This window comes from Streptomyces sp. PTL18, assembly GCF_059510295.1.
This window is the reverse complement of record NZ_JCAJZO010000058.1, coordinates 1-12458: the sequence shown is the minus strand read 5'-3', so window position 1 is coordinate 12458 and position 12458 is coordinate 1. Positions and strand designations below refer to the sequence as shown.

General features: G+C 69.9%; 12 protein-coding genes and 1 pseudogene. 7 read left to right on the top strand and 6 right to left on the bottom strand.

Going from position 1 to position 12458, the window contains the following annotated elements:
* Window positions 1–1014: 1014 nt before the first annotated feature.
* A complete protein-coding gene (locus tag AC5WS8_RS38190) occupies window positions 1015–1713 on the top strand; it encodes a hypothetical protein (protein ID WP_496108081.1) in 699 nt (232 codons plus the stop codon).
* Window positions 1710–2132, top strand: a complete 423-nt coding sequence (locus tag AC5WS8_RS38185) for a MarR family transcriptional regulator (RefSeq protein ID WP_496108080.1) — start codon at window positions 1710–1712, stop codon at window positions 2130–2132. Before AC5WS8_RS38190 ends, AC5WS8_RS38185 begins: the two co-directional genes overlap by 4 nt.
* Before the next feature lie 720 nt (window positions 2133–2852).
* Here the strand turns inward: AC5WS8_RS38185 and AC5WS8_RS38180 are convergent.
* The 3 genes from AC5WS8_RS38180 to AC5WS8_RS38170 all read right to left on the bottom strand — a co-directional run bounded on the left by AC5WS8_RS38180 (window position 2853) and on the right by AC5WS8_RS38170 (window position 5390).
* The gene (locus tag AC5WS8_RS38180; protein WP_496108079.1) at window positions 2853–3014 is read right to left on the bottom strand and encodes a hypothetical protein; all 162 of its coding nucleotides are present in this window, start codon (window positions 3012–3014) and stop codon (window positions 2853–2855) included.
* Window positions 3015–3076: 62 nt separating this feature from the next.
* On the bottom strand, window positions 3077–3685 hold the full coding sequence (locus AC5WS8_RS38175; protein ID WP_496108078.1) for a hypothetical protein: 609 nt from the start codon (window positions 3683–3685) through the stop codon (window positions 3077–3079).
* Window positions 3686–4157: 472 nt separating this feature from the next.
* The gene (locus AC5WS8_RS38170) at window positions 4158–5390 is read right to left on the bottom strand and encodes a hypothetical protein (protein WP_496108077.1); all 1233 of its coding nucleotides are present in this window, start codon (window positions 5388–5390) and stop codon (window positions 4158–4160) included.
* A gap of 400 nt (window positions 5391–5790) precedes the next feature.
* On the opposite strand from AC5WS8_RS38170, the gene AC5WS8_RS38165 reads away from it, so the two are divergent.
* Window positions 5791–6342 (top strand): hypothetical protein, encoded by a 552-nt coding sequence (locus AC5WS8_RS38165; protein WP_496108076.1) that lies wholly within the window; start codon window positions 5791–5793, stop codon window positions 6340–6342.
* A 519-nt stretch (window positions 6343–6861) separates the two neighbouring features.
* On the top strand, window positions 6862–7017 hold the full coding sequence (locus AC5WS8_RS38160) for a hypothetical protein (protein WP_496108075.1): 156 nt from the start codon (window positions 6862–6864) through the stop codon (window positions 7015–7017).
* A gap of 94 nt (window positions 7018–7111) precedes the next feature.
* Here the strand turns inward: AC5WS8_RS38160 and AC5WS8_RS38155 are convergent, their stop codons facing one another.
* The 3 genes from AC5WS8_RS38155 to AC5WS8_RS38145 all read right to left on the bottom strand — a co-directional run bounded on the left by AC5WS8_RS38155 (window position 7112) and on the right by AC5WS8_RS38145 (window position 8634).
* Complete coding sequence (locus tag AC5WS8_RS38155; protein WP_496108074.1) at window positions 7112–7372, bottom strand: hypothetical protein; 261 nt, start codon at window positions 7370–7372, stop codon at window positions 7112–7114.
* Window positions 7369–7674 (bottom strand): DUF6247 family protein, encoded by a 306-nt coding sequence (locus AC5WS8_RS38150; RefSeq protein ID WP_496108073.1) that lies wholly within the window; start codon window positions 7672–7674, stop codon window positions 7369–7371. The genes AC5WS8_RS38155 and AC5WS8_RS38150 overlap by 4 nt, the downstream gene beginning before the upstream one ends.
* An 84-nt stretch (window positions 7675–7758) precedes the next feature.
* Window positions 7759–8634: a carbon-nitrogen hydrolase family protein gene (locus AC5WS8_RS38145; protein ID WP_496108072.1), complete on the bottom strand. Its 876-nt coding sequence runs from the start codon at window positions 8632–8634 to the stop codon at window positions 7759–7761.
* Between the two features lie 310 nt (window positions 8635–8944).
* On the opposite strand from AC5WS8_RS38145, the gene AC5WS8_RS38140 reads away from it, so the two are divergent.
* From AC5WS8_RS38140 to AC5WS8_RS38130, 3 genes and pseudogenes are all read left to right on the top strand, one after another.
* The gene (locus AC5WS8_RS38140; RefSeq protein WP_496108071.1) at window positions 8945–9709 is read left to right on the top strand and encodes a TnsA-like heteromeric transposase endonuclease subunit; all 765 of its coding nucleotides are present in this window, start codon (window positions 8945–8947) and stop codon (window positions 9707–9709) included.
* A complete protein-coding gene (locus tag AC5WS8_RS38135; protein ID WP_496108070.1) occupies window positions 9706–11976 on the top strand; it encodes a transposase in 2271 nt (756 codons plus the stop codon). Before AC5WS8_RS38140 ends, AC5WS8_RS38135 begins: the two co-directional genes overlap by 4 nt.
* Window positions 11954–12458, top strand: a pseudogene (locus AC5WS8_RS38130) (hypothetical protein); the annotation flags it as partial. The gene AC5WS8_RS38135 and the pseudogene AC5WS8_RS38130, both read left to right, overlap by 23 nt.

The following is a 12458-nucleotide window of genomic DNA, read 5'->3' as shown; positions in this document are numbered from 1 at the left end:
GCGCTTGTGTAGGGCTTGGGATTCCCAGCCACCACCCCCGTAACTGAAGTGACGGGCCGTCGGCCTGACGAGGTGCCGGCCTCACCACAGTGACGGGCTCCGCTGCGCTTCACCCAAACCCCTTCCCCATCCTCGAAGCCGCCCCGGCGTGTTCACCAATGCCTCACCAGAATAGCGTACAAGCCATCGATCAGAGGCGCGTTCTGTCGGCGCATCACCCGTCAGTGCGAACGTGAGTTGGGAGTGATGCATCATGGATACGTACTGTGTAACGTTTGGGGCTATGGCACGCCACCCCTGCCCGGCCTACAAAACCACCGGTCGGATTCGATAATTGCGCCGCCCGAAATTGCTCAGCCATAGAACGGAAGCCCCGATACGGGAGCGCAGAAATTCGGCGTTCGGAGGTGCCGGAGCCGAACGGCCCCTGGGGCCGGGCGGCGGAACCATTCCCCGGCGTCAACCACCCCTGCAGCGGTTGCTTGTCCGTCACGGCCAGCACCACCCGAGACTCAGAGCCGCTGGTGCCGCCTACGGTCCACAGCTGGCTCACGGAGCCGCACGCGAAGCCGCTTCAGCCACGACGGTGCCCGGTGCGCGCCTTACCGCGAAACATCAGATAGGGGCAGAGCTAGCGTTTCCGCAGGTCACAGCGTTTCTAGTGGGGTGCTTGTGACACCTGAGCAGGGACGTAGAGCGGCTCGAATGTCACTTCTGGGTAGACACAACGCCCCTGAAAGGTCGGGGATTCTGACTATGCGCCGCGCGGGAGGTCAGGAATGCCGACTTCTTGCCCGATGGAAGGTCAGTCTTGCTGACTTTCCGCGTCGAGGGTCCGGTGCGCACCCCACCCCGTTACATGCCCGGCGCGCAGGAGTTCGTGCAGGAGATGTGTCACCCCTGGGGGGACACAAGACGCGCCGGAGGTCAGGAATGCCGACCTAGAGGTCAGAAGTACTGACCTTCTGCTACGTTGCTGCACGCCCGGGATCTTGGAACTTTGGAGAGCTGCTCGTGTCCGAGTCACAGCGCCGCCGGCGCACCGCCAGTCCCGCGCAGAACCCCGGACTGGCTCCGGATGATCCGCTGCGGGCGTTCGGCGAGCGGCTGCGGAAGATCGAGGGCCTGGACGACCTGGCGCGGTCCTACCCGGGCCGGGAGATCACCGTCGGTCGTCAGCGGCAGCAGCTGGAGTTCTTCTCCGATCCCGATCGCCCCAACGCCTTCGCGATGGTGGCGCTGGAGTTCTTCCTCGTGATCGCCCAGTACTACCGCGAGGCACTGCCGCTGCGGTTGATCCTGCTGCTGATCGCCGGGCAACGGGCCGGCGGGCGGATCCCGCTTACCCAGGACGACATGGCGCAGATCCTGGACGTCCCGCGCCAGAAGGTCAACGAGTCGCTGCGGGAGATCATGGGTCACGGCATTGTGATCAAACGCGGGCGCGGCGTGTACCAGTTCAACCCGCCGTACTCCTACGTCGCGGCCGAACTGGTGCGGCTGTCCGATGGCAGCACCGAGTATGTTCAGGTGGACCAGGCCGATGCTCTGGCGGAACTGCGGGCCGCGGCACTGCCAGACCTCGTTCGGTTCCCCTCGCTGCAGCACATGCGCGAGGCGATCGAAGAGTTCCGTAAGGAGCGCGCTCAGAAGCGCCGGGAACGGCGGGAGCGGTTCGAGGCGATGACGACGCAGAAGGAGGGCGAGCGGTGAGCAGGGGCATGTTGTTCACGCCGGTCAACGCGGAGGGCGTCGTCGCGGCCCTGGACCTGCCCGGGCCGGCCTATCGCGTCCTGTTCGCCCTGCGCTCCCGCAGCGAGCCCGGAGGCCGTGCCGAGATGGGCCAGAACCAGATCGCCGCCCTGCTCGGACTCAGCCGCCCCAGCGTCACCTCCGGCCTGCGCGAACTGATACTGGCCCGACTGGTGACGAAGCAGCGCAACGGTGTCTACCGCATCAACGCGATGCTTGCCGCGTACGAGACACCGGCCGACGCCCGGGCCGCCATCGATGCCATGGACCCGGCCGATCGGCTGGACGACCCTCACTTCGTCGCCCGCTACCACCAGGCCGTCGAGGACTACCGCGAGCAGCTCGCCCGCGAACGCCGCAAGAAGCTGCGCGTCGCCTGACCCCACGCGGACAGACGGCGCCGCACCGTGGTGCGGCGCCGTTCCTGTGTCGCTGACGGCACGGTTGTCCAAGCAGGCTGGGCCAACTTGTCCAAGCAGACTTGGACGACCTGGTGCACACCATTCCCCTCCAGGGGAAAGCCGCAGGTCAGGCGTGCCTGGCGTGAGTGGGCGGTAGCACTGGGTAAACCGGTTTGTTCTGAGGGAGCAGAACAAACGCGAGGCGCTTCGCCCCCGTGTCGAACCGCCGAACAGCGGGTGGGCGGTAGCACCAGGTGAACCGGCTTGTTCTGGAGCAGCAGAACAACCGGCGGCCGCTCGGATCGCGGGCGCTGTATGCAGGAGCCGTGCATAGATCTCCCGCGGAACATTGCAGATCTGCGATGTTATGCAGTCGCCGCGATGAGCCCACGGCCCTGCTGTGCCCCGGAACAGCAGGCGCCGGCCGCCGGACAGCGGGCAGCATCTGTCCGTTGCGGAACCGGTCGTGGCCGGCCTCCAACTCGCGTGCAGCACCCTTGTGCTACGCGGGCCATGCAAATACTGCGCTGCATTCACGGCACCACCCAGCTGCCATCCGACGACCACCACCAGGAGCAGCACCAGGTCCCCGCCGAAGCCTTCGCCTCACACCTGACAGCCTCACAGCGCACCCCGTCCACCAGGGGAAACGGGGTGTGTGGCTCACACCAGGAGCCGGGTGTGAGCGAGTGACGGCGGTCAGAGGATGGTGCCGCGGAGGGCGCGGCGGTCGCCGGACATCGCGTAGCGGCGGGCGGCGAGGCCGCGCTCGAGGGGCTCGCCGATCTCCTCGCACAGCAGCGCCATGACGCCGGTCGCCGCCTCGGTGTCGGACAGGTAGGCCGGCGCGACTTCGAGCATCAGCTCGCCGATCGCGTACGCGCTGGCGAAGAGGTCGTCGGTGAGCCGACGCCCTTCGGCGACTAGGGGATCCGCTGACGGAACGGCGGGCGGCGGAGGCGGGGCGGTGCGGACGTCGCGGACGGACTGGCGGGCGGCGGAGGCGGGGCGGTGCGGACGTCGCGGACGGACTGGCGGACCACCGCGCGCATCGTCGGCTCATCGAGGGTCGTCAGGCCGCTGTGAGCGAGCGTGGCGAGGCGGCGGGTGATCAGCTCCGCGACGACGTCCGTACGGCCGGAGACGGCGATCAGGGCGCGCTGGGACAGGCCGTAGTCGAGCGCGGCCGCGGCGGCCGGGCCGGTGTCTCGCGTGCGAGACGTCTCGATGCCGGCGGCGACGGCACCGTGGATTGCGGACAGGGCGCGGGCGACGTCCAGGAGCCGGTATGCCTGCGCGCGGCTGATGCCGAACTCTGCACCGCAGTACGCCTCCCACGAGGTGAAGCCCATAGGGAGCCACACCTTGGCCGCGTGCGCGTCCCGGACTCGGGCGGCGAGGACCGTCACGGAGCGCCGGACGTCGTCCATCGCCTCGCGCAGCCCGGCCGTCACCTCCCGGGCCTGCTCCGCGCTCAGCGGCGACCCCGCCGGTTCGGCGACGTCGTCCTGGTCCCGGTCGTGCTCGCCCATGTCTCCATCGTGCTCCGCTTCAGCGAGCTTGGACCAGGCGTGCGGAAGCGCGGCCGGGAGCACCAGATAACCGCGTTGTTCTGGAGGACCAGAACAACGCGGAAGGTGCGCCGCACTCGGATGCAGCGCACGCTGCTGCATGCAGCGCGGCGAGTGCGGCGGAATTGCAGCAGTGCAGCGGCGTGACGCTGGATCGGCCCCGCCGTGCAGCAGCTCTGGGTAGCAGACGCTGCAACCGGGGCGCTGCACCGGTGAGGCCGGCCTGCGACCCGTGCAGCACCCGTGTGCCGCCTGGGCTAGGCAAATGCTGCGCTCCCTTCACGGCACCACCGCAACCACCATCAGGACCCCGAGCAGCAACCCCGCTGCACCCCGTTGCGCAACACCGCCGTGCAGCACGACCAGGACCAGCGCCGTGCAGTAGCCGCAGGCCTTCGCCGACGGCTGCCCCCGCAGCTCACAGCCCCCTCGTCTACCTGGGGACTCGGGCTGTGAGGCTCACAATCTCCGCGTCGCCGGGGAGGTCCAGGCGCTCCTTGCGCGGGGCAGGAAGCATCGGCACCGGGCCACCGGGCAGCAGCCCACGACGCTGCAAAACCTGGGCGCGGCCGCGGCACCAGGCTGAGCAGAACTCCCGGGGCCGGCGCCCGGACACCGGGCAGCGCTGGGTGCAGACCTTGCAGTGGCCCGGGTCAGCGACGGGCGCCAGGCGCTGCAGCAGCCTGCGAACCCGGTCTTCTTCCTCCGCTCCCTGCGGTACGTCGTCGGACGTGCAGCCCTCGATGAGCTCGGTGAACGCGGCACGGAAGACGGTGAGATCACGGCGGCAGGCCCCGAGCAGCTCCAGGTACTCCTCTACCGGCCAGCTGGCGAAGGCGCCGGAGCGCGTCAGGTACAGGCCGACGGTGTCGATCCGGTAGCGGTCCTCGGCATCGAGCAGCAGATAGCCGACCAGCTGCCACGCTTCGGCCTGCCGGAGCGTGCGGGTGGAGCGGGTGCTCTTGAAGTCGAGCAGCAGCCCGTCGACGGCGAGGTCGGCATCGGCTGCGAGGTGGTGGGTGGAGAACGTGGGGCCAGGCGTGCAGTCCTCGGGCCGGGAACGGGCGCGCAGGGCCTGAAGCGGGCCGTCGGCGGCCTTGTGGAACTGGGCGACGACGTCGGCCACCATGTCGCGGTGCGGCAGCTGGAGCAGCCGTTCGAGGGTGAAGGCGCCGGGGTCCTCGCGGGCGGTGATGGCCAGCGGGGTGTAGGCGAACCCGATCGGGGTGCGGTAGTTGACCTGGTACCAGGCCGCGGCGATCAGCAGGCGGGCCAGGTCCTCCTCTTCGTCCTGGTCCCTGTCCATGGGCAGGGCGCGGTCATCGAGCTGTAGGCCCAGCACTGTCTCCTTGAGCCGGTCGGCGAGTTCCTTGCCCACGGTGCGCATCGTCTGGCCGGCGTCGTCCGTGCCGAGGTGCAGCATGCCCAGGATCGCGACCGGGTCGACGGGCTTGACGGTGGTGAAGGCCAGGCGCAGCCGGTAGTCGATCGCGGTGCCGACGGTGCCGGCCTCCGTGCCGACGCCCGGGCCCGGCAGCAGGAGCTGGTCACTGTGATGCCTGGCGCGGTAGTTCTTGCGCAACAGGTGGGCGCCGGCCGACAGTTCCCGGTCAAGGAAGCGGCGCAGCGGGGTGCGCGGACAGTGGATACCTGAAGTCAGGCTCATGAACACCGCCTTGGGCAGCGAGCGCCATCGAGGCGCTTCGGGGTTGTCACGGTTTGGACGGTAGGGAGCGGCACTGACATCCCGTCACCCGCAAGAGGGAATCGAGGGGAGCCGCGGGCGGGGGATTCACCCGCACGAGGGGCGGCGCGGCGTTCTTGGCGACGTGGACTGCAGGGGGAACAGCGGGGGGACTGGCTGTTCCACGCAGTCCCTCACAGGCTCACAGACCTCATAGATCGCCCCGTTTACCTGGGGAAATGGGGTGTGAGGCTCACAGACCTCACAGGCTGTGGCTCGGCTGGCTGCCCGCTGGCGAGGTGCGGACCCGTTCGGGCGAGTGCCCGATTCCCGGCGGTGTTCGTTGAGCCTGGTGCACCACCAGATCGGACGGGAAGCGCTGATGGGCAAGAGGACTGGCCGGAAGACCGGCAGGAAGCGCGTGGCCGGTGGAGCTCCGCTTCAGCGGGATGCGGCTCGGACCTTGCTGGAGGGCCGCGGCCTCCATGACGTCCTCTCCGTGATGCTCCCTCAGCCCAAGGCCGGAGACTGGCGGCCGGACGTCATCGGCGTGGACAAGCTCACCCTGCAGGCCGGCCCCGACGGCTGGCCGCTCATCAACGGGCACCGGGTCACCGAAGAGATGTGCGCCGCGCTCCAGGCCGACCGCCCGGATCAGGCTGCCGACTTCGTCTTCGAGGACCTGGTCGCGATGGCCAGGGAGATGGGCCCGCCGGACCTCAGCAGCCTCGCCGGGGCCCTCACCGCCATGGGCGGGGGCTGCTCGGGCCTCCAGCTGGATCACCAGGACGGCAGCATGTCGTGCTCGCTCGGTGGGGACTGCCCTGGTGTCGCCCTCCCGCACGCCGGGTGGACTGACTGCCGTACGCAGGGCCCTTGCGCCCACTGCGACGGCCCTCCGGTCCGGTGGGAGTGCGACCGGCAGGCAAGCTGAACACGGATACGCGTTGCCGCCCGGGCGGAGACCGGCGGATACAGCGGTGGCTACGACACCGAACAGCCCGACCCCGGCAGCTCGAATGCCGGTGACGGTGCGCTCCACGGTAGGCCCGGTGTGGGCCCAGTACTGACTTTCGTGTGACTCCCAAGGGTGTTCTCACGACTCCTACGGGTGCCGGATTGGCTTTCCCGCCAGAGGTGGGTGCAGGATGCGCAGCGAAGCGTCCGCGTCAACCAACTGCCAGCGCAGTTCGGCATCGTGGACCTCTTCACGGGGGGTGGCGGCTTCAGCCAGGGCACGTACTCTCCGCCGACCATCGTGGTCCCAGCACGCAAAAGGGGAGCCCCGAAGGCCGCACCCGAGCTTTGGACGGCGCAGGGTACGACCGAGGACTCCCCGGTGTTGCGTTGGGATCACATCCGCCGAGCGAAATCACGAGAGATGAATCCTGTAGCTACATCGCGGAACAGTACCGCAGCCAGACCGGTATCCCGTCTTGCCCAGGTCAGCCAGGTGACCCCTGCCGTCGTCGCGCTCTTGGCGATGATCGCCATCTGCCTGCTGGCCGCCAGCGGACATACGGACCCGATCGCTGCTGTGGCGTGGTTCGGCGGCACGGTCTTCGCTGGTGGAACGATCGTCAGCGTGACCATCCACATCCGCCGCTGACCACGATGGTCAGGCGCGGATAGCATGCGCATCGGCCCGTCCCCGGCAGTTCGAATGCCGGGGACGGGCCGATGTTGGTTCGGGCGCGGATGAGTCAGCCGAGCCAGACGATGTCCAGGACGGACAGATGCCGCAGGGCGCGGTTGGCAAAGTAGATGACGGACAGCTGGCCGACGGACGCGATGCGCACATCCTCGCCCTCCGGGTCGCCGGCGTCCCACTGCGGGAAGCCCCACGGGCTCCCGGCCGCGGCGTCCAGGACGTCCCACACCAGCTGCTCCGCGTGCTCGGGCAGGGCGGCGAGCACCTTCGCGGCCTGCGCGGAGAGGCGGACCGCGTACGGCTGGCCGGTCACCGGCGCCTGCTCCGGATCTCCTCCAGGTCCACGAACCCGGTCTCGTCACGGCCGGAGTCGAGGAACGCGTCGACCGCCGGGGCGGAAGCAACGCGGGCCTGCCAGACCTGGACGACCTCGTACAGGTGGGCGAGGGAGAACGTCCGGCGGGATTCCTCCAGCGCCGCCGCCCACTCCTGCTCGAAGGCCGGCACCCACCGCTCCGCGCGGGTGCTGGCGCGCAGCTGGGCCAGCAGTTCGGCCGGAGCTCCCGGCGCGGGGGCGTACGGCGTGACGGGTGCGTGGTCGGGCTGCGCGCTCATCGGCTGTTCCTCCCGGCGGGTCGTCACCTCACGGTACGCGCGTGATAGTCGAGCGGAAGCGGGCATGGGCGGTTTCCTTCTTCGTCAGAACGCAGAGCGCACCTGGCTTCTGGCGTCGCCAGTGACGAGGTGGCTGTCGTACAGACCCGCGCGGGCGGTGCGGCGCCAGGGACGGGCGTGCCGGAGGGCGATGTCGATGTCGGTGTCTTGGGTGTCCAGGTCGATGTCGGCGACGGCCAGGCCGGGACGGTTGTCGGCATGGCATCTGGCGAGGCAACGACCTCCAGGCGCGGTGATCGTGGCCGGGGCTGTCGCAGCGAATTGGGCGGGCACCGAGTAGCAGACCCAGAAGTTGTAGAGGGTTGCGTATGCCTGTGCGAGGGCGGCCCGGGCGGCGTCGTCGACCATCACGGAGATCAGCATGCAGTCGACGTTCATCTGCTCGTACTGCTCGAACAGCTCAGGGAAGTTGGCCTCGATGCACAAAGCGGTACCGACGCGGATGCCGTCGACCTCGAAGACGAGCGGGGCATTGCCCGGGGTGTACAGGTAGGAGAGTTCCGTGTGGGAGAGGTAGCGCTTGTCGTAGCGATCGACCAGCGTGCCTTTGTCGGAGACGACGTACAGGCTGTTGTGCGGGCGGTGGGGCGGTGTGAGGGGGTGGATCGAGCCGAAGACCACCCACAGGCCCAGTTCGCCGGCAAGGTCGGCGATGGATTGCGCCTGAGCGCGCATTGCGTTCCAGTCGACGCGATTCCAGTCCGCAGCCGCCAGGGTGCCAGGAGAGCCTGAGGACATCACGTGCTTGCTGGGGTAGGTGATCGCTCCTTCCGGGAACTGCACCAGTCGGGCGCCAGCAGCGCTGGCCTCACGCATCAGCTGCCGGATCTCGGTGCCGCTTTCCAGCAGGTTCGCGGTTTCGGTCGGGTCCTGCGGCACAGTGCTCTGCGCGACTGCCACCCGCAGGACCCTACGCACTGCACCGCACATCGGCTGAGCCGAAGCTCGGGAGTTGTCACCATCGGGACCGTCTGAGCTGCCGAATCCGGACGGCCGAAGCAGCCCGGTTGTCACCAATGAGGCATCCGACTTGTCACAGATGCTCATTCAGCAGTCTTTCTGTCACCAGAAACGAAGATCGGGAGCCTGAGGTTCTTCGCGGCGCTTCCATGTGCTCATGGCCGCTACACGTGCTGGGTCGGGAAGGGTAGTCGACGCCGCTGACGCCGGGTCCGTCTGGTCGCATCAGTGCAGATGGGAGGACCTTTTCGTGCCGACGGACGTCGACGCGGGCAGGTTCGGCCTGGATCTGGGCGACGGCTGGACGAGACGGTGGACGGTCTCGTGGCGGGCAGGCGGGGACGATGCGTCCTGCTCGGTGCACGATCTTGTACAGGAGCCGGTGCTCACGAGCGACCCGATGCGGCACTTCACCTGGCGCCGGGACCAGCGGCACCGTCCTGGCCTGCAGTTCATGACCAGCACCGGCCGTCACCACGGCGCGGAGAGCCTGGAGGAGAGCCGGGTGCTGCTGGCCCTGGACTTCGCCGGCGACGTGGTCGACGTCGTCTCGCAGCCACTGAAGATCTCCTTCGCGACCTGTGGGAAGCACCGGGCCCACACCCCCGACTACCTCGCGGTGACCCGCCGCGGCGTCTGGCTGATCGACGTACGCCCCGAGCCCTTGATCAAGGAGACGGACCGGGAGTCGTTCGCCGCGGCCGCCGAGGTCGCCGTCGCCTGCGGCTGGCGCTACGCGGTGGCCGCCCGGTGGCGCGAGCACGCCTTCGCGGGCCTGGACGCGATGGCGTCGCGGCGCCGGCTGAGCTCCGATCCGCTGAGGCTCCGTCCGGTGCTGCTCGCCGAGGCCGAAGGCGGGCGGAGCTTTGGCGAGCTCGCGGCGGCGACGGGCTGCGAGCCGGTCGCCCGGGCCCAGCTGCTGCACCTGCTGTGGTCGAGGCAGCTGGGCGTCGACCTGGCCGGTCCGCTGCAGGACCGCTCGCTCGTGTTGCCCGCCGGGGAGGCGGGCCGGTGACCGCGGCGGCGGTGCTGGACCTTTCTCCCGGCGCCGGGCTGGTGCTGGACGGGACAGAGTGGACGGTCGAGCGCCGCGAACCACACCTGGGCCGGGTGCAGTTGGTGAAGGACGACGGCACCCGCGAGCGGATGACGTTCCGGTTCCTGGCCAACCATCCGCAGTGCCGATCATTGTCGCGGACGACGGCGGCGGGGGCCGACCGGGGCCGCCAGCGCAAGGCGTCCGAGGACCTGAACGCGAGCCGGCTGGAGCTGACCGAGCTGCGGATGGCCCACCTGCTGGAAGTGGCGACCGGGTTCCGCTCCGGTGACCCGTTCCACCCGGGCCCGGGCGAGCCGAAGCCTGAGTACGACCCGGCGACGACGACGCTCACCGAGCGCCGGCACACGAAGGTCGCGGAACTCGCGGCCCTGGACCCGCAGCACGCGAAGCTGCTCGGTTTGGGCTCGGTCAGCTACCGCACGCTGATCCGGTGGGAGAACGCCCGCCGCCGGTTCGGGCTGGTCGGCTGCGCGGACGACCGCTGGCTGCGCCGAAGCGGCGGAACCCGCACGGTCTCCGAGGAAGTGCGGGAGGCGGTCCTGGCGGTCCGCGAGGAGACACAGCGGATGGCGAAGGTGTCGATGCGGACCAAGGACCGCATGATCCGCCAGTACGTCCGCGAGGAGTTCGGGCCCGAGGCGAAGGTGCCCAGCTACGACACCCTGCGCCGGCTCTGGAAGGAGTGGTTCGGCCCCGGTGGCGCCCGGCAGCGCTACGCGCGATCGGCCGATCTGCCGGAGTCGCAGGGGCACGTCCTGGTGCACCGGCCGGGCCAGGTCGTCGCGCTGGACACCACGGTGCTGCCGGTCATGGTCCGCGAGCACGTCTTCGGCGATCCGGTGAAGATGCACCTCACCCTGGCCCTGGACGTCTGCACGCACTCGCTGGTCGCCTTCCGGCTGACGCTGGTCTCCGACACCTCGGTGGATGTCGCGATGGTGCTGCGGGACGTGACGATGCCGCTGCCGATGCGGGCGGACTGGGGCGAGGACCTGGAATGGCCCTATCCCGGCCTGCCGGCCACGGTGGTGGCCGAGTTCGCCGGGCACGCGGTGGCCGGCCTGCCGTTCTTCACCCCGGAGACGGTGACCACCGACCACGGATCGGTCTATCGCAACCACCACCTGGTCGAGGTCGAGCGGGTCCTCGGCTGCCAGGTCCTGCCCGCGCGGGTGCTGCGGCCGACCGACAAGGCCGCCGTCGAGCGGGCCTTCGGCGTGATCCGCCAGCTCTTGTTCGAGCACCTGGTCGGCTACACCGGCGTCGATGTCGCCGACCGCGGGGCCGACCCGGCCGCGGACGCGGTCCTGACGGCCGACCAGCTCGAGCACCTGATCGCGACCTGGATCGTCGGCGTCTGGCAGAAGCGCAAGCTGGGCGAGTACGCCCCGGCCTGGGATCCGGACGGCTCTCACAGCCCGAACTCGCTGTTCGCGGCGTCGTTCGCGCAGACCGGCTTCGCGATGGACATCCCCTCCCCGGAGCTGTTCTACGAGCTGCTGCCCGCCCACTACGTCCGCATCGACAAGCGCCGCGGGGTGAAGATCCGCGGACTTTGGTACGACGACGCCGATGTCCTGCGGGACTACCGCGGCGAGCTGTCGACGCGGGGCGGCAAGCACAAGGGCAAGTGGCTCATCCGCCGCGACCCGCGGGATCGGCGCCAGGTGTTCTTCCAGGACCCGCTCAGCCATGCCTGGCACCCGCTGCCCTGGACGGGCATGCCCCGGGCCGGGCAGATGCCGGCCTTCGGGGACGCGCGGGCCAGCGCCCTGCTCGCGAAGGCCGCGGCGGCCGGGCTGAAGCCGAAGTCGGACACCGAGCTGCTGCCGGTGCTGCTGGAGTTGATCGGCTCGCACATCCCGGTCAGCAAGTGGCCGACCCAGCTGAAGAAGTCCCAGCGCACCGAGCACGCCCGCGAGGCCCACCAGGCCAGGGCTGCACAGGCCGACCGGCCGCCGAGCCCGCCCGCACCGGCCCCACAGCCTGCCTCCGCTCCTGCCTCTGCCGAGGAGGGGACGGCGACGGTGCTGAGCTGGCCGGGCCGGGCCCGCGAGACGCAGGACGCGGTCGCCGGGGAACGGCGCCGGCGGCGGGAAGTTGTCCGGCCCGCGCCCGTCCCGCCGCCCGAGCTGGGCCACAGCTTCCGGGCCCGCAGCGTGTTCGTCCTGCCCGAGGACGACCCGGAGGAGGACCGTGGTGGACCAGACGACGCCGGATGAGCACGCGGTCGTCCCCTTCCTGCGGGCCGGCCCGCCGCCGGACCGCACCCGCTGGGAGGGCTGGCAGCAGTGGCGGAAGATCCGCGGCACCTTCGTGCCCGCACCCCGGCTCACGCCGGCCGAGCATCAGAGCCTGAGCCCCCGGCGCCGGGCCCTGCATGATCTGCACCGCACCGCGACGCACGTCAACATGCGGCTGCAGGAGACGCCGATGAGCGCGCGGGTCGCGAACCTGATGCGCGGCCGGCTGCAGAACAACGCGGTGAAGTTCATGCCCGGCACCCGCGACGGCCTGATGATCAACGGCGGCGGGTTCCAGGGCAAGACCGAGACCGCCTGCGACGCGGCCGCGTCCTTCGAGGACGTCTGGCGCGAGGTCCACCACCAGCTGCTGCCCGGCCCGACCCCCGGCACCCGGGACGTGTTCGTGCCCGTCGCCTACTGCCGACTGCCGGTCCGCGCGACACCCAAGGGCCTCTGCA

What these genes read in the sequence shown, in the direction of transcription:
- AC5WS8_RS38180 (WP_496108079.1), bottom strand. Translation starts at nt 3,014, where the DNA reads ATGCTCGAAGTCGCGCCGGCCTACCTGTCCGACACCGAGGCGGCGACC.
- AC5WS8_RS38175 (WP_496108078.1), bottom strand. Translation starts at nt 3,685, where the DNA reads ATGGGCGAGCACGACCGGGACCAGGACGACGTCGCCGAACCGGCGGGG.
- AC5WS8_RS38170 (WP_496108077.1), bottom strand. Translation starts at nt 5,390, where the DNA reads ATGAGCCTGACTTCAGGTATCCACTGTCCGCGCACCCCGCTGCGCCGC.
- AC5WS8_RS38165 (WP_496108076.1), top strand. Translation starts at nt 5,791, where the DNA reads ATGGGCAAGAGGACTGGCCGGAAGACCGGCAGGAAGCGCGTGGCCGGT.
- AC5WS8_RS38150 (WP_496108073.1), bottom strand. Translation starts at nt 7,674, where the DNA reads ATGAGCGCGCAGCCCGACCACGCACCCGTCACGCCGTACGCCCCCGCG.